15 protein-coding genes are annotated in these 17,556 nt (G+C 68.5%); 11 read left to right on the top strand and 4 right to left on the bottom strand.

The genetic code is table 11. The annotated features are described in order from the left end of the window. The first annotated feature begins 134 nt into the window (after positions 1 to 134). Positions 135 to 1,001, top strand: a complete 867-nt coding sequence (locus POL67_RS46655; protein WP_271928129.1) for a DUF309 domain-containing protein — start codon at positions 135 to 137, stop codon at positions 999 to 1,001. A gap of 30 nt (positions 1,002 to 1,031) precedes the next feature. Here POL67_RS46655 and uvrB read toward each other — a convergent pair whose 3' ends face one another. After that, positions 1,032 to 3,179 carry an excinuclease ABC subunit UvrB gene (gene uvrB, locus POL67_RS46650; protein WP_271928127.1) on the bottom strand — a complete coding sequence of 716 codons (2,148 nt, stop codon included), beginning with the start codon at positions 3,177 to 3,179 and terminating at the stop codon, positions 1,032 to 1,034. A 132-nt stretch (positions 3,180 to 3,311) separates the two neighbouring features. Between uvrB and POL67_RS46645 the strand changes: the two genes are divergently transcribed. From POL67_RS46645 to POL67_RS46635, 3 genes are all read left to right on the top strand, one after another. Further along, the gene (locus POL67_RS46645; RefSeq protein WP_271928124.1) at positions 3,312 to 6,236 is read left to right on the top strand and encodes a TIGR03960 family B12-binding radical SAM protein; all 2,925 of its coding nucleotides are present in this window, start codon (positions 3,312 to 3,314) and stop codon (positions 6,234 to 6,236) included. Positions 6,237 to 6,273: 37 nt separating this feature from the next. After that, positions 6,274 to 7,068: a TSUP family transporter gene (locus tag POL67_RS46640; RefSeq protein ID WP_271928122.1), complete on the top strand. Its 795-nt coding sequence runs from the start codon at positions 6,274 to 6,276 to the stop codon at positions 7,066 to 7,068. Positions 7,069 to 7,363: 295 nt separating this feature from the next. Beyond that, on the top strand, positions 7,364 to 8,065 hold the full coding sequence (locus POL67_RS46635; RefSeq protein ID WP_271928120.1) for a sensor histidine kinase: 702 nt from the start codon (positions 7,364 to 7,366) through the stop codon (positions 8,063 to 8,065). Here the strand turns inward: POL67_RS46635 and POL67_RS46630 are convergent. Further along, entirely contained in the window at positions 8,062 to 9,240 is a 1,179-nt protein-coding gene (locus tag POL67_RS46630; protein ID WP_271928118.1) for a vWA domain-containing protein, read from the bottom strand. The two genes, POL67_RS46635 and POL67_RS46630, sit on opposite strands and share 4 nt — an antisense overlap. 116 nt (positions 9,241 to 9,356) lie before the next feature. On the opposite strand from POL67_RS46630, the gene POL67_RS46625 reads away from it, so the two are divergent. The 7 genes from POL67_RS46625 (at position 9,357) to POL67_RS46595 (ending at position 14,664) form a co-directional block, all read left to right on the top strand. Next, positions 9,357 to 9,782: a hypothetical protein gene (locus POL67_RS46625; protein WP_271928117.1), complete on the top strand. Its 426-nt coding sequence runs from the start codon at positions 9,357 to 9,359 to the stop codon at positions 9,780 to 9,782. Between the two features lie 58 nt (positions 9,783 to 9,840). Next, a complete protein-coding gene (locus tag POL67_RS46620) occupies positions 9,841 to 10,656 on the top strand; it encodes a ParA family protein (RefSeq protein WP_271928115.1) in 816 nt (271 codons plus the stop codon). Next, on the top strand, positions 10,631 to 11,302 hold the full coding sequence (locus POL67_RS46615; RefSeq protein WP_271928113.1) for a hypothetical protein: 672 nt from the start codon (positions 10,631 to 10,633) through the stop codon (positions 11,300 to 11,302). The genes POL67_RS46620 and POL67_RS46615 overlap by 26 nt, the downstream gene beginning before the upstream one ends. Further along, positions 11,299 to 12,129: a hypothetical protein gene (locus tag POL67_RS46610; RefSeq protein ID WP_271928110.1), complete on the top strand. Its 831-nt coding sequence runs from the start codon at positions 11,299 to 11,301 to the stop codon at positions 12,127 to 12,129. The genes POL67_RS46615 and POL67_RS46610 overlap by 4 nt, the downstream gene beginning before the upstream one ends. Next, a complete protein-coding gene (locus tag POL67_RS46605) occupies positions 12,126 to 13,394 on the top strand; it encodes a hypothetical protein (protein WP_271928108.1) in 1,269 nt (422 codons plus the stop codon). Before POL67_RS46610 ends, POL67_RS46605 begins: the two co-directional genes overlap by 4 nt. A gap of 89 nt (positions 13,395 to 13,483) precedes the next feature. Further along, a complete protein-coding gene (locus POL67_RS46600) occupies positions 13,484 to 14,185 on the top strand; it encodes a hypothetical protein (RefSeq protein ID WP_271928107.1) in 702 nt (233 codons plus the stop codon). Then, positions 14,182 to 14,664, top strand: coding sequence for a DUF6968 family protein (locus POL67_RS46595; protein ID WP_271928105.1), 483 nt, complete (start codon positions 14,182 to 14,184; stop codon positions 14,662 to 14,664). The genes POL67_RS46600 and POL67_RS46595 overlap by 4 nt, the downstream gene beginning before the upstream one ends. A gap of 77 nt (positions 14,665 to 14,741) precedes the next feature. On the opposite strand, the gene POL67_RS46590 is transcribed toward POL67_RS46595, so the two are convergent. Together POL67_RS46590 and POL67_RS46585 are read right to left on the bottom strand one after the other, a co-directional pair. Then, positions 14,742 to 16,124 carry a hypothetical protein gene (locus tag POL67_RS46590; RefSeq protein WP_271928102.1) on the bottom strand — a complete coding sequence of 461 codons (1,383 nt, stop codon included), beginning with the start codon at positions 16,122 to 16,124 and terminating at the stop codon, positions 14,742 to 14,744. Positions 16,125 to 16,704: 580 nt separating this feature from the next. Next, on the bottom strand, positions 16,705 to 17,397 hold the full coding sequence (locus POL67_RS46585; protein WP_271928101.1) for a hypothetical protein: 693 nt from the start codon (positions 17,395 to 17,397) through the stop codon (positions 16,705 to 16,707). Between the last annotated feature and the right edge of the window lie 159 nt (positions 17,398 to 17,556).

The raw sequence follows: 17,556 nt of genomic DNA, 5'->3' as shown, positions 1-17,556 counted from the left end.
TTTCGTGACTCACAGAATGTGAGATGGATCGGATAGGCGCTCTACATGTACTCGGACAGACCCGAGGTGTCGCTCGGTTGGCGCATGCACGTGGGCACGAGCCCGTCCGGTCGACGAGAGGATCTGCGAGAAGCATGCACCCGCCCTTTCAAACCCCTACCTGGTCGTGTATCGTCTCCCACGCCGCCATGGCCGACGACGCGAACGAAGATCGTGAAGCTGCTTTCAATCGAGGCCTCGAGGCGTACCACGCCGGTTGCCATTTCGACGCCTACGACATCTGGACGCAGGTCTACCAGGACGAGCAAAACGAGACGAATCGCCGGTTTTTGCAGGCGATCATTCAAGTGACGAACGCCATGCACAAGGTTCGTCACAACGCAGAGCTCCGCGGATCGGTACACCTGCTCGAACGCGCGTTGATCAAGCTCGACGCGCTGCCCGACGTGCACGGAGGCATCGACCTCGCGACGTTCCGCGACGCGACGCGCACGTGCCTCGCCGAGATCAAGCGCCTGCTCTCGCTCGCGCAGAAGAACCTGGAAGACGCGTTCATTCCGCCGCTGAAGAGCGTGGGCGCAGGGCCCGTGCTCGAGCCGCGTGTGTCGCCGCCGTCGAAAGACCCGGAGACGTTGTTCCAGAACGCCCTCGACGCATACGCCGCGGAGAGGTTCTACGACGCGCACGAGCTGTGGGAGGACTTCCGTCGCACGCGGCCAGAAGCCGACCCGGCGCGTGAGCTCGTGAAGGGCCTCATCCTCGTGGCCACGGCCATGCACAAGCTGCATCGCGCCAAGAGCCCGAGCGGCGCAGCCCAGCTCCTGGAGCTCGCCCTCGACCAGCTCCGCGAAGCACCCGAAGGCACGTCGGGCTTCGACATGAAGGCCCTCGTCGCCGAGGTGTCGCGCGTGCACGCCGACATCGAAGCGCTCGAAGCGGCGGGCGCCGAGGGGCCGATCGAGGCCCGCTACATCCCCGCAATCCGCCGCCGCAGCGAGTGAGATCGCGCCGGGCCCGAAGGCCGCCGCCGCTCAGCGGTAGCGGCCTCGGCCCGTGCTCCCGCTCCCACGCGCGCTCGACTTCTTCGCGCCGCCGCGTGATGCCTGCGCCTCGCCCGTCTTGGCCTTCGCCCGAGGCTTGGCCTTGGTCGCCGGAGGCGCGATCTCCACGCCCGAATCTTCGAGCTCACCCTTGAGCGCCCGGAGCTGATCGCGCAGGCGCGCCGCCTTCTCGAACTCGAGGTTCTCCGCAGCGGCAAACATCTCCAGGCGCAGCGCTTCGATGCGCTCGGCGAGATCGGCGCCCGTCGGCGCGGTGTCCTTGCCGGAAGGCCCACGACCCGCGCCGCCCTTGGGGACGGCGTAGTAGTCGCGCGCGCCGGAGGTCGGCGAGAGATCGAGGATCGCCTTCGTGACCGTCGCGGGCGTGATGCCGTGCTCGACGTTGTACGCGCTCTGAATCTCGCGGCGGCGGTTCGTCTCCTGGATCGCGTACCGCATCGCGTCCGTCTCGCGATCGCCGTACATGATGACCTCGCCGCGGACGTTACGCGCAGCGCGGCCGATCGTCTGGATGAGCGAGCGCGGGCTGCGGAGGAAGCCTTCCTTGTCGGCGTCGAGGATCGCCACGAGCGAGACCTCGGGCAGATCGAGGCCCTCGCGCAGGAGGTTGATGCCGACGAGGACGTCGAACTCGCCGCGCCGAAGATCACGGAGGATCTCCACGCGCTCGAGCGTGTCGATGTCGGAGTGCAGGTAGCGGACCCGCACGCCGAGCTCCGTGTAGTACTCGGTCAGATCCTCGGCCATGCGCTTCGTCAGCGTGGTGACGAGGACACGCTCGTTCTGTGCGACGCGCTCGCGGATGCGTTCGAGCAGATCGTCGACCTGGCCGGCGACGGGGCGGACGACGATCTGCGGATCCGTGAGGCCCGTCGGGCGGATGATCTGCTCGACGACGACGCCGCCGGTCTTCTGGATCTCGTACTCGCCGGGCGTGGCGCTGACGAGCAGGACGCGGTCGTAGTGCGACTCGAACTCCTCGAACTTGAGGGGACGGTTGTCGAGCGCGCTCGGCAAGCGGAAGCCGTACTCGACGAGGGTCTCCTTGCGCGCGCGATCGCCGCGGTACATCGCCGCGACCTGCGGGATCGTCTGGTGCGACTCGTCGATGATGAGGAGAAGATCCTTCGGGAAGTAGTCGATGAGCGTGGGCGGCGGCTCGCCCGGCTTGCGGCCCGAGAGGTGGCGCGAGTAGTTCTCGATGCCGTTGCAGAAGCCCATCTGCTCGAGCATTTCGAGGTCGTACATCGTGCGCTGCTCGATGCGCTGCTTCTCCAGGAAGCGGCCGGCTTTGTCGTAGAATTCGAGCCGGTCGCGCAGCTCCTCGCGGATCGAAGCGATGGCGATGCGGAGCTGCTGCTGCTCGGTGACGTAGTGCGAGCCGGGGTAGATCGCGATGCGATCGAGCGTGCCGAGCACCTTGCCGCGGACGGGATCGACCTCCTTGATGGCCTCGATCTCGTCGCCGAAGAACTCGACGCGGATCGCGACGGTCTCCTCGTACGCCGGGAAGATCTCCACGACGTCGCCCCGCACGCGGAAGGTGCCGCGGTGGAAGTCGATGTCGTTGCGATCGTACTGGATGTCGACGAGGCGCCGGAGGAGTTCGTCGCGGCGGAACTCCTGGCCGCGCTCCATCTTGATGAGCAGGCCGTGGTAGCTCTCGGCCGAGCCGATGCCGTAGATGCAGCTTACGGAGGCGACGATGAGCACGTCCGGCCGGGACAGGAGCGCGTGCGTGGCGGCGTGGCGCATCCGGTCGATGGCGTCGTTGATGATCGCGTCCTTCTCGATGAAGGTGTCGCTCGCGGGGACGTACGCCTCGGGCTGGTAGTAGTCGTAGTAGCTGACGAAGTAGTGGACGGCGTTGTTCGGGAAGAGCTCGCGCATCTCGCCGTAGAGCTGGGCCGCCAGCGTCTTGTTCGGCGCGAGGACGAGCGTCGGGCGCTGGAGGCGCTCGATGACCTTGGCCGCCGTGAACGTCTTGCCGCTGCCCGTGACGCCGAGCAGGCACTGGAAGGTCTCCGATCGGCCAAAGGCCCCGCAGATTTCCTCGATCGCGCGAGGTTGGTCGCCACGCGGGGTGAAGCCTGAGACGAGCTCAAAACGCCTTGACACGAGGGCGGGCAACCTAGTCGCCAAGAGCAGCCCGCGCAACCCGGCGCACCCATGCGCACGTTCGCTGCACGCGAACCTTCTCGCTGCGGTTCTCGCGTGCTACCCGAGAGACCCTTCGCCCGAGGTTTTCCCATGGCAGAAGCCCCCGCAGTTCTCGATGGCCACCCGTACGCCGCTTTTCTCGATCGCGTGGAGAAGCCCGCGCGTTACACCGGCGGCGAGGTCGGCTCGGTCGTCAAGGACTGGTCCCGCGTGGAGGCGACGGTCTGTCTCGCGTTCCCCGACGTCTACGACATCGGGATGAGCCACCTCGGGTTCAAGATCCTCTACAAGCTCTTGAACGACGATCCACGCACGCTGGCCGAGCGCTGCTACGCGCCGTGGAAGGACGTCGAGGCAGAGCTACGAGCCCGAAACATTCCGCTCGTTTCGTTGGAAACCAAACGAAAATTGCGGGACTTCGACGTGGTCGGCTTCTCGCTCCAGTTCGAGCTGACCTACACGAACGTCCTGCTCATGCTGGATCTCGGCGGTGTGCCGCTGCGCTCGTCCGATCGCGGCGAGGACGATCCGCTGGTCATCGCCGGCGGGCCGGTGGCGACGCACCCCGAGGCGGTGAGCGCGTTCATCGACGCGGTCGTGATCGGCGACGGCGAGGAGAAGGCGACCGAGGTGGCGCTGACCTGGGCGAGGCTGCGCAAGGCGGGCGTGCCGCGGCGCGAGCGGCTCGTGGCGCTCGGGAAGCTCGGCGCGGTCTACGTGCCCTCGCTCTACCGGACGGAGGTCGATCCGGAGACGGGTTTTCAGATCGTGAAGGCGCCGATCGAGAAGGGTTTGCCCTTGCCGATCGATCGTGCGCTCGTCGACCTCGACAAGTACCCGTTCCCTGCGGTGAGCCCGACGGGCGGGCCGGAGGCGATCTTCGATCGCGTGTCGATCGAGATCGCGCGCGGCTGCACGGAAGGATGCCGCTTCTGCCAGGCGGGCATGATTTACCGGCCCGTGCGCGAGCGCGACCCCGAGCAGGTGGTGAACACGGTGCTCGAAGCGGTGCGCGCGTCGGGCAACGACGAGGTGTCGCTGACGGCGCTCAGCACGGCGGACGTGTCGTGCATCTCGCCGCTCATCAAGAAGGTCGCGGACAAACTCGCGAAGGAGCGCGTGAGCATGAGCGTGTCGTCCCTGCGCGCCTACGGCCTCGAGCCCGATCTGCTCGACGAGCTCAAGCGCGTGCGCGCGACGGGCCTGACGTTCGCGCCGGAGGCGGGCACGCAGCGGATGCGCGACGTGGTGAACAAGAACGTCACCGAGGAGCAGCTCCTCGAGACGGCCGAGCGCATCTTCTCGCGCGGCTGGGACCGGATGAAGCTCTACTCGATGATCGGGCTGCCGACCGAGGAGGACACGGACGTCACCGGGATCGTGGAGATGGGCGTGCGCACGGCCGGCGTGGGTCGGAAGATCGGCAAGAAGAACGTGGAGGTGACGGTGAGCGTATCGACGCACGTCCCGAAGCCCCACACGCCGTTCCAGTGGGCCGCGATGGACACGCTCGGCGAGGTTGCGCGCAAGCAAGATCTCCTGCGGCAAACCGTGAAGTACCACCGCAACGTGAAGCTCAAGACGCACGGCGCCGAGGCGAGCGTGCTCGAAGGGATCTTTGCGCGCGGTGATCGGAGCCTGTGCGACGTGCTGGAGCGCGCGTACCGGAACGGGGCGCGCTTCGACTCGTGGGACGATCGGCTGCGGCTCGACGTGTGGGAGGAGGCTTTCGCCCACTTCGGGACGGATCGAACGCGGTTCCTCCACACGATCCCCGTGACCGCCCGTTTGCCTTGGGACCACATCGACGTCGGCCTCGAAGAAGGGTTTTTGGCGCGCGAGTATCGGAAGGCGCTGCAGAACCGGTTGAGCCCGCCGTGCGGGAAGGTCGCGGGGACGTTCGTGCACCACACGAACGTGGAGGACGCGGTCTCTGATCAACGCAGGCTCGTTTGTTACGACTGCGGCGTGGCCTGCGACATGACGCAGATGCGAAGCGAGCGGGTCGACTTCCTCCGCAAGCTCGGCGCGAACAAGCGGCTGCCGCTGATCACGGATGCCGTGGTGGCAGCGCCGGTCGTCGAGGCCCCCGTGGTCGAGGCACCCGTGGACGACGAGGTCGAGGTGATCGAGCAGGCGTCCGCGCCGGTGAAGAAGGCGCCGCAGATGAAGGGGCGCGGCGGATTTTTGTATCGCATCCGGTTCGAGAAGACGGGCGCGATGGCGCTGCTCGGGCACCTCGACGTGGTGCGGGAGCTTCCGCGTGTGTTCCGGCGCGTCGGCGAGCGGATGGTCTACACGAAGGGCTTCCACCCGAAGCCCGACATGATCTTCTCGCCCGCGCTCTCCCTCGGCGTGGCGAGCCTCGACGAGTACGCGGACGTGCGGCTCGAACGCGCGCTCGACCCCGCCGAGGTCGCGTCGCTCGTCGAGCGAATGAACGCGGCGAGCCCCTCGGGCCTCCGGTTCCGCGGCGCTGCGCTGCTCGGTCCCGAGGACGCGGCGATCTCGCGTGTGATCCGGGGCGCGCGGTACGTGCTCGCGTTCGCGCGCGCGGCGCTCGTGGTGCCGCCCGGGCAAACCGTCGAGGAGATGCTCGCGGCCGCGTGCCGCACGGCGATGGCGGCGTCGTCGCTCCCGATCCGGCGTGAGATCGAGGGGATCGGCAAGGTCGTCGACGTGCGGAAGTACCTGCTCAAGGTCGAGGTGGGCGGCGCGGAGGCGCACGCGGCGCTCGAGCGTGCAGGGCTGTTCGGCGATCTCGTCGCGCTCGACGTGTTTGTGGAGATCACGGGCTCGGGGGCGGCGAAGTCGTCGGAGATCGCGGCCGTGATCTGCGGGGAAGGCGGCGTCGCACCGGCGCACCGCGCCATCCGCCTGGAGCTCTTCGGCGGCGCCTCGGACGCGCGTTTCTCGCCGCTCGATCTCGCCGCGGTAAAGAGCGCGCTCGGGCGGGAACGCGTGGCGTCCTCCGCCGCCAGCGCGCCTGTCCTCGTGTCGGCCGACGCCGAGTGACAGCACGTCCGCTTTTGGATAGGAACGCCCAGCGTTCGTGCTCGTCCTCCCGCTCCTCTGCGCGGTCGCCCTTGCCGCCGGTCTGATCGACGCGATCGCCGGCGGCGGCGGTCTGCTCACGGTGCCCGCGCTGCTCGTGGCGATCGCCGATCCTCGCCTCGCGCTCGGCACGAACAAGGGGCAGGCCGTCTTCGGCTCGGGCGCGTCGCTCCTCTCGTTCGTGCGCGCGGGCCGCGTCGACAAGAAGCGCTTCTGGCCGACGTTCCTCGCCGCCGGCCTCGGCTCCGCGGCGGGCGCGCGCGCGCTGCTCGCGGCGCGCCCCGAGGTGCTGCGCCCGATCGTGCTCGTGCTCCTGATCGGCGTCGCCGTCTTCTTCGCGGCACGCGGCAGGCGACGGCCGAAGGCGCCGCCGAAGGCCGAAGCGCCGCCCCCCGTGCCCAAGCCGTGGGCGATCGCCGAGCGTCGTCCGCTCGTGACGGCCGTGGTCATCGCGCTCGTGATCGGCGCTTACGACGGCTTCTTCGGGCCGGGCACGGGGACGTTTCTGATCCTGCTCTACACCACGGTGTTCGGCGACGACCTCACGCGCGCGACGGCCAACGCGAAGGTCGCGAACTTCGCCTCGAACCTCGCCGCGATGGTGAGCTTCGCGCTCGCCGGACGGATCGACTTTCGCCTCGCGTTGCCGATGGCCGTGGCGCAAGCCGTGGGCGGCGTCCTTGGCGCACGCGCGGCCGTGAAGGGCGGCGAGCAGCTCATTCGCTCGGTCGTCCTGCTCGTCTCGCTCGCGCTCGCGGCGCGGCTCGCCTACCAGATCCTCGCGGGCGGCTGAACTTCTCCGCCCTTGGCACCCGCAGGGCGGGGGCCCTGCGCACACCAAGACCCACCGATGCGACAGCGTTGTCAGAGGAGGCGCCTTCGCACCCTCGGGCCGGACGCTGGAATTGCGGGCAAGCGTGCGCGGCCCGGCTCTTGCTCAAGGGTCTCGTCGCAGCGCGCGAGCGCTCTTCCTTTGCTTCGCTTGGATCGGTCCCCCGGCGTCGGCGTGTGATGGCAGCGAGTCGACGAGGACCACGCCGCCGCCGGGGGACCTTGCTTCTTATGCCTTCGCGCTAGACTCGCGCGCCGTGACGACGGCATCCGATCCGAACGATCGAGACGCGCGCGCGGCGGCCCTCGCGATCGCAGGCGCGCTCGGGGCAGGCGTGGCCCACGAGCTCAGGAACACGCTCGCCGCGATCGAGTCGGCGCTCTACCTCGCGCGGCGCCACGCGGAGGATCGAGCGCGCCTCGGCGAGCACCTCGCCCGCGCGGAGAACGAGGTGCGGAAGGGGCAGGCGGTGATCGACCGCGTCCTCGGCCTCGCGCGAGGCGAGCCGCTTGATGTGGAGCCTGCGTCCGTCGCGGAGATCGTGGCCTGTGCGGAGCGAGAGCTCTTCGACGTGAACGCGACGATCGAGGTGCGCGTGGCGCCGCCGGATCTCGAGGTCGTCTGTGATCGGATCCTGATCGAGCGGGTGATCGCGAACCTGCTCCTGAACGCGCGTGACGCGCTCGAAGGCCGCGCGAGGGGGCGGATCGTCGTGCGGGCGCTCGCCGCCGGCGAGGCCGTCATGGTCGACGTCGAGGACGATGGGCCGGGGATCGATCCGGCGATCGCGCCGCGCATCTTTGAGCCTTCCGTCACCAGCAAGCCGACGGGCACGGGGCTCGGGCTCGCCTTGTGCCGCATCATCGCGCATGCACACGGCGGCACGATCGAGGCGCTCGGCGCGCCCTCGGGCGGCGCGCTCTTCCGGCTCACGTTGCCCGCAAAAAGCGCGGACTAGCGCCGCGTGCGCCCGCCGCGGACGAGCTGTGCCACGGCCTCGCCGAGCCCTTCGAGCGTGAGCTGGTACATCGGGAACACGTCCTTCACGACCTGCACCGTGCCGTGCGACCAGCCGCTCGGCGGATCCGGGTTCAGCCAGACGGACCGTTCGAAGTGTTCGCGCAACATCGCGAGCCATGCGACGCCCGGCGTACCTGCGTCATCGCCCCAGCTCGCCGCGCCGAGCAGCTCGTACGGCGCCATCGACGCGTCGCCGACCATCACCAGCTTGTAGTGCTTGCCGCACTCGTGGATGAGGTCCCGCACGCTCACCGGGTCCTGAAACCCCTCGGTTTTGTAGACCTTCCCGTAGACGCAGTTGTGGAAGTAGTACGTGCGGAGCTCCTTCCAGTGCGTCGCGCGCTTGGCCGCGCTGAAGAGCTGCGAGACGGCGTGCGCGTACGGATCCATCGAGCCGCCGACGTCCATCATCAGGAGGACGCGCGTGTTCGGCCGTCGCGGCGGCCGCGTCACGACCTCGAGCTCGCCTGCGTTTCGTGCCGTCGCGTCGATCGTCCCCTCGATGTCGAGCTCTTCGAGGGCGCCCTCGCGCTCGAAGCCGCGGAGCTTCCGCAGCGCCACCTCGATCGTGCGCACGTCGAGCGTGATGTCACTGCGGTACGAGCGGTACTTGCGCGCGTCCGCCGTATGGATCGCGCTCTTGCCGCCCGAGCCGCCGCCCATGCTGATCCCCGACGGATGGAAGCCCGCGCGGCCGAACGGCGACGTCCCGCCCGTGCCGATCCACCGGTTGCCTCCGTCGTGACGCTCCTTCTGCTCGCGCAGCCGCTCCTCGAATTGGCGCAGCACCTCTTCGAGGTCGAGCGCCTCGATCATCGCCTTCTCTTCCTCGCTGAGCTGTCGGAGCTGCTTCGGATCCTGGAGCCATGCCTTGAGCTCCTCGGCGATCTTCTTTGCCTCCACGTGTACGCCGCGGAAATGCTTGGCGAAGGCGAGGTCGAAGTCGTCGAGGTGGGCCTCGGAGTGCACGCAGAGGGCCCGCGCCACGTGGTAAAAACCCTCCAGCGACGAGTCGTGCAGCCCTGCGGCGAGGGCGCGACCGAGCGCCACGGCCTCCTGCGTCCCGACCGGCACCTGCCTGCCCCGTAGCTCGTACAGGAAATCGAGGAACATCCTGGGGAGAGCTTAGCCTCTTCCTCGTCCTCCGCTCCCCGTTCCGGACGTCTCTCTCGCGTCCGGGATGCGCTCGCGGCTCCCCTCCGCGCGTGCACTTGTGTATGGTTCGCAGAATGGCGAACAAGGAGGAACTGGTCCAGACGGTCAAGGTCATCGCGAAGCACTGGCGGGATGGCCAGCTCGACGAGGCGTACGCGGGCTACCGCGACCTCTTCTCGAGGCCGGACTTCGCGGAGCATCGGCCGGAGGACCAGAGGAGCGCGTTCAAGCTCATGATCCTGGCGAAGGGCGCGCCGAACCCCGAGCGGGCCACGCCTTTGATGATCGAGGCGCATCGCGCCGCTGTGTCACCCCTCACGGACATCGTGACGGCGCACGGCGATCCGGCAGATCACGAGATGCTCGGCATCTGTCACGTCGTGATCGGCAACATCGAGAGCGCGAGCGCGATCTTCCGGGCTGGGCTCGCGATCGAGCGTCAAAAAAATCCGCAGTCGGATCTGTGCGGTTCGTTGATGAAGCGGATCAGCCTGATCTAGTTCGTCGCCGCGCGACCCACCTTTTCGCGTGGTGTCCTGCTACGATGGCGCGAGAAGCATGCACGTCATCTGCGTGGCCAGCCAAAAGGGAGGCGTCGGTAAGACCACGATCTCGCTCAATCTAGGTCTCGCCCTCGCCCGGGCCGGCAACCGCACGCTGCTCATGGAGCTCGACGCGCAAGGCAGCCTCTGCCTCTCGCTCGGGCTTCCCGACCGCGCGCGGCCAGGCATCGCAGAGGTGCTCACGGGCGCCGAGCACATCGGCAACGTCCTCCTCCGGACCCGCGACCCGCAGCTCCACGTGCTCAGCGTCGGTCGCGTCGATCCCACGACCGTCGCCGGCTTCGAAGAGGCGCTCACGCGCACCGGCATGCTCACCGGGATGCTGAGCAAGCTCGAGAGCGAGTTCGACATCGTGCTCCTCGATTGCCCCGCGGGCCTCGGCAAGGTGACGAGCCGCGCGCTCGAGGCCGCGACGCACGTGCTCTCGCCGCTCCAGGCCGAGCCCCTCGCGCTGCGCTCCGTCGGCCAGCTCCTCGCGCTCATCGACCGCGTCCGCGCCGAGAAAAACCCGCGCCTCACGTTGATCGGCATCGTACTGTCGATGTTCGATCGGCAGACGCCGGCCTCGCTCGAGGTCGCCGAGACGTTGTGGACGCGTTTCCCGGGCGGCATCATCCTCGACAGCGTGATCCCTCGCGACGAGGTGTTCCTCGAAGCGTCGCTGCGCGGCTCGCCGCTCCTGCTCATGCAGAAGCGCCCGCCGCCGCTCGCGCGTGTCTTCGATCAACTCGCGAACGACGTGCTCGATCGCCTCGACAGCCAGGGCGGCGCCACGGAGGAGGACGATGGCCCGATCCCGCTCCTCGTTTGACCTGACGAACGCGATTGCGGCTGCGACCTCGCTCTCGGGGGAAGAGAAGGGCAAGAAGAAGCCGCCCGCCGTCGAGCCGCTGCCGCCCGATCTCGTCTCCTTCGATCCCGGGGCGACCGCGCCGGCGACCGAGGCCTCGCCGGCGCCAGTCCAGCCGACCCCGCCGCGCGGCGGTCACGTCGCGGCCTCCGCCGCACAGGACCCGGACGCGAGCGCGGGCGATTCGCCGCGGAACCTGCCGAAGCTGCCGGATCTCTCGGGCATCACGAGCCTCGTGAAGCGCTGCGAGAAGATCGTGCAGTGGATCGGCGAAGCCACGGGCGCGACCGACGTGTTCCTCGCCGACGCCGCGGGCCTGCCGCTCGCGGGCGCCGTGAGCGACACCGAGGCGAAGCTCGCGGGCTCGGGCCTCGTCGCCTCGTCGATCGCCTCGCTCGCGTCCGCGGTGCCCGGCAACCTGGGCTCGACCTTCGAGATGCACATCGGCGAAGGGCCCTGCTTTCAGCTCATCGGCTTCCAGGTTGGCCCGACGCTCTTTTTCGTCGGCTTGAACCGCACGCGCCCGCTCACGCCCAACCAGTCCCTGGGGATTCGCCTCGCTTGCCGGCACGCGCTCGGCGACGCGTTGCGCACCGGAGGACCATGACGGCGAGGCCTGCTCGGCCGAAAGGAGCTCCCACCGGCGCGTCCCTCGTCGAGCAGCTCGCTGCGAGCGTCGACGGGTGCGAGGCGATCGTCGCGTTCCACATCGCCGATGGAAAGATTCACGCCGCCTGGATCCGCCCGGGCTCCGGCTACACCGCGGGCGCCGTCACGCAGAGCCTGCGCGAGGTCTACAAAACGAGCCAGGTCCACGCGCGCCGGCTCGATTTCCTCTCGCCCTCGCCCATGCTCGATCAGGGCTCGGCCGACCTCTCCGATCCGCTGATCACGCTGGAGATGCCGGGCCGCGTGATCGTGGTCCGGCGCGTGCACAGCCACGTCGTCGCGGTCTCCTTCGACGGCACGGTGCCGCTCGGCTTCGTCCGGTACCACGCGTCGCGGATCGCCATGACGCTCCGGCCGGAGCTGCCGCAGGAGTCGGCCACGCCGTCCTCGGGCGTGCCTGCGGTCTCGACGCCGCCGCCGACGGTGAACGTCGTCTCGAAGCCCGCGCCGGACGACGCCGAGCACGAGGAGCCGGCGCGCACGCTCGCGTTTCCGGCGAGCGGCGCGGTCGTCGTGCGTTCGTCGCGCCCGCCGCCGCGCGGCACGAAGGCGGAGATCGATCGCGCGACGAAGCTCCTTGCGTACCTCGACGCCCATGCGCCCGATCCGCACGTCGTGCGCCTCCGCGTATCGCTCCGCGCGGGCATCAAGCCGATCGCGCTCGACCACCCCGAGTCGCTCGGCGCGGACGTGATGGTCCTGCTCGAGACGGCGGCGGAGGACATCCTCGGCATCGACCGCGCCGAGCTCCGGAGCAAGTTATGAAGTCGCTCGGCGAGCTCGTCCGCGACTTGCAGCCGCACTCGCTCCTCACGCTGAGCGACCAGCTCGTCTACGTCCAGAGCCACCACCACGCGATCTTCCTCGACCAGACGGTCTCCGACGCGCTGGGCGGCGAGGGCTGGGCCGTGCGCAAGCAATCCGCCTTCGAGAGCTCGCACGCCCTGCTCGAAGCGGTCTTCAAGGCCCAGAGCGTCGAGGGCGCGAAGGACCGGCTCGAAGCTGCGTCCGCGCTCTTCTCGTCGATGGGCCACGGAAAGCTCGTCTTCGACGTGACGGCCGAGGGCGGCATGGTGCGCGGCGAGGCGCTCTTCTACGGGGCGAGCTTCGCCGAGAAGTACGGCAAGAAGATCCGCCACAAGCAACCGGTCGACTCGTTCGCGGCGGGCTTCTCGGCGGCGGCGGCGAGCCTCGCGTTTCCTTCGGACTGGGGTCATTTCGAGGCCGAGGAGGTCGCGTGCGTGGGGCGGGGGGATAACGGCTGCACCTTCACGCTCTCGCGCCGCCCGGAGCGGCCGCGGCTCGGGATGGCGGTCACGCGCCAGGTCGTGGCGGCCCTCCCGCTCAAGGCGCCGCCGCTCGACGCGCCGGCCTCGCAGTATCCGCACGCCATTCCCTCGGCGATGCGGGTCCTCCGGAACCTCGCGGCGACCGACGAGGGCGCCCTTGCGGCGTTTGGCGTGCGCCTCGCGCTCGTCCCGGTCGGGTACGTAAATCAGATCACGTTTGACACGATGCACCTTCTGGAGAGCCGCACGCCGGAGCTCGTGCCGGTGTACGCGGCGCTCGTGCGCGAGGCGGCGCAGGCGGGGGCCTTTCATTTGCTCGGCGGGGTGCTCTCGTCGCCCGAGTGGGCGATTTCCTCGAAGGCGACGGGGCCGGTCGAGCACCGGCTGGAGAAGCTCCTTTCGATTGCCCGCGTCCTCGGCTGGGGCCGCTGGTATTCGGTCGAGTTTTTCCCGGGCCAATCGCTGGTCGTGCGCAGCCCGACCACGCAGGAGAGCATCTATTACGGGACGCGGTATGGTGCGTCCGTGCGAAACCGCCTCTTCTTTCAGCAGGGCGCGGTCCTCGCCGTGATGCAGCTCCTCCACCGGGTGGATTTTGCGACGCCGAATCCGATCAGCGCGGCATCGTACGCGTCGCTCTTCGGCGGCGGCGGCGTGCGGTTCCATGTCGAGGAGACGCGCTCGCCGCTGCGCGGGGACGATATGTGCGAGATCGTGGTCGAGGTGCTGAGCGAGCGGTGAATGGGGGAGTCCACGCGGGCAGACACGCACCACGTGGATGGACAGAGCCCAATGCCTCGTGTCTCCTGTGGGCCATGAGGGTTTCACGCGTGCGTACCCTCCTCTCGTGGGGGCTCCTCGGCTGCGCGGCGGCGGCGCTCGTGCCGCTCGGCTGTGCGGCGAAAATCGTCTACCCCACGGTGGAGGACGAACGCCCGCGGGTCCCGGACGCCACCGCGGAGCGGCTGCGCGAATGTGTCGATGAATTCGGGGGTGACCTTCCCCGCGGGAAGTTTACGTTCGACGTCGCGTTGACGGTCGACGAAGATGGACAGGTCGTGGATGTCAAGAGCAAAGGCGTGCCCCATGAAGAGCTCGCGATATGCATGCGGATCGCGCTGCGAGGCATGACTGTCCCGGAGGAGCTCGTCAGGCTGCGCGAGCTGCGCCTTTCCGAGTCGCCCGCTTCTACGCACGGGCAGACGGCGGCCGAGCGTGGGCTCGTCGGGCACCCCGGTGCGCTCGTGGTCGTGGCGCTCGCCCTCGCCGACCTCATCATCGAGGCGGCCCCCATCGTCGTCGTGATCGCCGCGTCGGTGGAGATTGGCAAGTCGGAGATTGCGGAGACGGCTCGGAGGCGGCCCAAGCCGAACCTGAACCGCTGCCTCGACGCCGCCGCGGGTGGTGGTGCGCTTTGGCAGGAGTTTTGCCGAGCGCTGCCGACTACACTCGACCGCGAGGATTGCTGGTCGAGGGAGGACGAGAGCGAACAGAACAAGCGCGGTTGGTGCAGATGGAGATTTGGGAAGTGACGACGGCCAAGCCTGGAAAGACTATGTCGAAAACCAAACGAACGCGCTGGATTGCCGAGCGCCGCCTCGAGCGACGCGACGCCGTCGGGGGCATCGTCGTGGTCCGCATCGGTTGTCCTGAATGGCCCCCTGGCGCCGAGGAGTGGAGATGCCCGTTCATCATCTTGGGACTCGGCGACGACTCGATTCAATTCAGTCACAGCATCGACTCAATGGGCGCGATACAAAATGCCCTCATCGGCATTCGCTGCAAGCTCGTGCAGAGCGGCATTCCACTTCGGTGGGAGGGCTTTCCTGAAGATTCTGAAAATCACACTGGTTTTCGGATGGTTATGCCATCGGGATTTGGCCTCGCGTTTGAACAACGTATGGAAAAAATGATTGAAACGGAGATCGAGGAGATCGTTCGGCCCAAGCGCGAGCGCCAAGAACGTCGAGAGGCGCGCCGCAAGACGAGGGCAAAGCCGCGAACGGAATGACGCTCGTGACGCACGCGGATCCGTCGTGGTTCAGGCTGACACCGGGCCCGCGTCGCCGCGGGCCGGACGCCGTTCCCTCACATCTCGGGGCTCATCGATCCCCCGTGTGCACAGACGGATTGGATGGTCTGTGTCCCGCCGTTGCCCGCGGCGCCTGGCGACGGAGAACCGCTGGGGGACGTGCCGTTCGCTCCCGCCTTGGGAGCGGCGCCTTGGGAGCAGGTGACGTTGGTGCTCCAGGTCGTGCTGTCGCTGCCCTGGCTGCCGGCGGCGCCTCCAGCGCCCCCAACCCCATGGACGCCCGCGGCCCCGCCGCTTCCCCCGCTCGTATCGAGCACGAGGCTGCTGCTCAGATTGACGCAATAGGACACCGCGATGGTGCCGCCGTTGCCGCCTTTTCCGCCATTGCCTCCATTGCCGCCATTGCCCCCCTTGCCACCGGTCCCGCCAACGGCGCCCGGCTCGCATTTGCCGCCGTCGCCCCCGGTGCCTCCCTTGCCGCCGGTGCCTCCCTTGCCGCCATTGCCTCCCTTGCCGCCGTTGCCACCCCGCGCGACGATGTGGACATCCCCGCTCAGCGTGTTCGCGAGCACGGTGACGCTGCCGCCTTTTCCGCCGTTGCCGCCGTGGCTGCCGGGAGCGCCGTTGACGCCGGCTCCTCCGGTTCCGCCGATCGTCGGGCACGTATCATTGAACAATTTGCATACGGAACTGCTGCCGGTGGCGCCGGTGGCGCCAGTCTGGCCGCTCGCGCCATTGCCGCCGTTTGCCCCGGCCCCACCCGACGAGGTGACGTCCGTACTGGTGGTCGATACGGTTCCTCCCTGCGACCCGTTCGGCGCCGTGGTTTGCGTCGTTCCGCCGCCGGTGCTCCCGCTGCCGGTGCTCCCGCCGCCGGTGCTCCCGCCGCCGGTGCTCCCGCCGCCGCAATCGTCTCCTTCTTCCACGAGCTCCATGCATTCGACGATGGGGATGACCTGGTTTTGACCGTGCTTGCCCGAGACTTCAATCGTGCCGGAGCCGTCGAGCAAATCGGTGACGATCGTGATCTCCTCGCTCCCCATCAGCTTGGCGTCCTTGCCGAGCACGACGCCCCTCGCGGCTTCGATATGAACGGGGGCGAGAAATTCTACATCCACGCCTTCCTCGACGATCACGCTGCCATGGACGATGACCTCGACAGGCTGGGTGAGCGTGCGCGTCGTCTCGGGAGCGTTTTCCCGCGCGAGGTCGGCGACGCCCCGCGCCCGTACGCGCGCATGACGGCCCGTGGTATCGAGAAAGGCGAGCATCGAGGTGGACGTCGGGTCCTTCGAGAAGACGAGATCACCCTCGTAGGCGAACCGGATGGCGTCGCCATGATCCTCGGGCGTCGCGGCGCCGCATCCGGACAGCATGGCGAACACGCCCAGCGCCCCGCAGGCCGTGTATGCAGTGAGGCGCGAACGGGTCGTCTTCATGGAATCGAGCTCCTTCCTGCACGACGTCGAAGCGCCCTGCCCAAAGAGGGGCAGCGCTCCTGCGTGCAATGGCCACGACGCTCCGAGGGCGCTTCGTGCGCCTCCGTCTTGAACAGCGTCTTGAATTCGTACCGTAGTTGAAATCGGACCATCCGAACAAACAAGTGATGCACATGGGGGGCGAGCCGGACACCACGGTATCGCTCTTGGATTGCAACGTCGCGGCGGAGGAGTTCCTCCTGCGCGCCGAGCTCGATCGCTCTCCGTGGGCGGCCCCGGGGGCAGCAGACGCCCGAGGAGCCGGCCTGCGATGACGCGGCGTCGTCCGCGCGCCCCTGACCGACGGAGGCGCGATGATGCGGGACCTCACTCAGGCGGCTGCGCGGCTCCCCGCGGCATCGCGCAAAGCCCGGCAAGCCGGTTGGGATGCGCCCGGCGTCGGCGTGAGAGGGGCGTGCAGGTGATCGTCACGCCGACCGCAGGGATGCGGGAGGCGTCGTCGGACGCTTGCGAAGCGTCCCGCATCCTGGCGGGTGCGTGTTCCGGCGCCCGAGCCGTCCCCCGCGCGGGCGCCTGCGCTTCAGGGGGTGGCTTCCGGCGCGGGCGCCTCGGAAGCGGCGGCGCCAGCGCGGCTCGTCTTGCGCCACGGAATCGTGAACAGGGCCGTCTTCTCGCGGTCCTTGAGGAGGCTCTGGATCGTGCCCAGCTCCGCCTCACGCACCTGCGAGAGCTCGGACTTGTAGAGCGTCAGGGCGACCTTCCCGCTCTGGAGCGCGAGGCGCGTCTTGTCTTCGTTCTTGTCGGCGGTGGAGAACTCCGCGAGCTCCTTCTCCAGCTTGTCGAGAAAGGCCACCCGGAGCGGATCGTCCACCGCGAGCGTGCGCAGGTTCGAGAGGGCCGCATTCGTGCGATCCGTGAACGTCGCAGCGCCGAGACGGCGGAGCGCGGAAGGCGCCTCGGGCAGGAGCGTGAGCGCGTCCTCCGGGCTCTTGACGGCGATCGTCCGCCGCAGCTCCGTGTAGATGTCCACGACATCGAGCTTCTCGGCGTCCTCGACGGCGCGCGCCCGGATCTGATCGTCCTCGGCGGCCTGCAAGGAGGTTCGGCGGGCGTCGATTTGCGCGACGATGACGTTGGCCTCGGCGCCGACGGCGGCGAGCCCGGGATACCGCTTGGCGAGCGCGCCGCACATCGCGCCCCGACGGATGAAATCCTCGCGGTAGGTATCAAAAGGCGTCTCTTCGGTGTACGTTTGGTAAGTATTTTTCGCCATGGGGCCAGCTCGCGCTTGGGAGGGAGGGAGTGGGCAACGACGGTACGTCCGCTCACGCTCGTCCGTCAAGGCGTTTGGTTGCCGCCGCGCGAACCCTTGAAGGCGTGCGCCCTCTCGGGGTGGAGCAATGCATCCTTCGCGCTTCGCGCCCAAAAAGAG

The organism is Polyangium mundeleinium, assembly GCF_028369105.1.
GTDB lineage: Bacteria > Myxococcota_A > Polyangia > Polyangiales > Polyangiaceae > Polyangium > Polyangium mundeleinium.
The sequence above is the reverse complement of the archived record's forward strand: the minus strand, read 5'-3'. Positions and strand labels throughout refer to the sequence as shown.

Excerpts from the sequence above, each read along its gene's own strand:
- POL67_RS46655 (WP_271928129.1), top strand. The coding sequence starts at position 135 with ATGCACCCGCCCTTTCAAACCCCTACCTGGTCGTGTATCGTCTCCCAC.
- POL67_RS46645 (WP_271928124.1), top strand. The coding sequence starts at position 3,312 with ATGGCAGAAGCCCCCGCAGTTCTCGATGGCCACCCGTACGCCGCTTTT.
- POL67_RS46630 (WP_271928118.1), bottom strand. The coding sequence starts at position 9,240 with ATGTTCCTCGATTTCCTGTACGAGCTACGGGGCAGGCAGGTGCCGGTC.
- POL67_RS46625 (WP_271928117.1), top strand. The coding sequence starts at position 9,357 with ATGGCGAACAAGGAGGAACTGGTCCAGACGGTCAAGGTCATCGCGAAG.
- POL67_RS46620 (WP_271928115.1), top strand. The coding sequence starts at position 9,841 with ATGCACGTCATCTGCGTGGCCAGCCAAAAGGGAGGCGTCGGTAAGACC.
- POL67_RS46615 (WP_271928113.1), top strand. The coding sequence starts at position 10,631 with ATGGCCCGATCCCGCTCCTCGTTTGACCTGACGAACGCGATTGCGGCT.
- POL67_RS46610 (WP_271928110.1), top strand. The coding sequence starts at position 11,299 with ATGACGGCGAGGCCTGCTCGGCCGAAAGGAGCTCCCACCGGCGCGTCC.
- POL67_RS46605 (WP_271928108.1), top strand. The coding sequence starts at position 12,126 with ATGAAGTCGCTCGGCGAGCTCGTCCGCGACTTGCAGCCGCACTCGCTC.
- POL67_RS46590 (WP_271928102.1), bottom strand. The coding sequence starts at position 16,124 with ATGAAGACGACCCGTTCGCGCCTCACTGCATACACGGCCTGCGGGGCG.
- POL67_RS46585 (WP_271928101.1), bottom strand. The coding sequence starts at position 17,397 with ATGGCGAAAAATACTTACCAAACGTACACCGAAGAGACGCCTTTTGAT.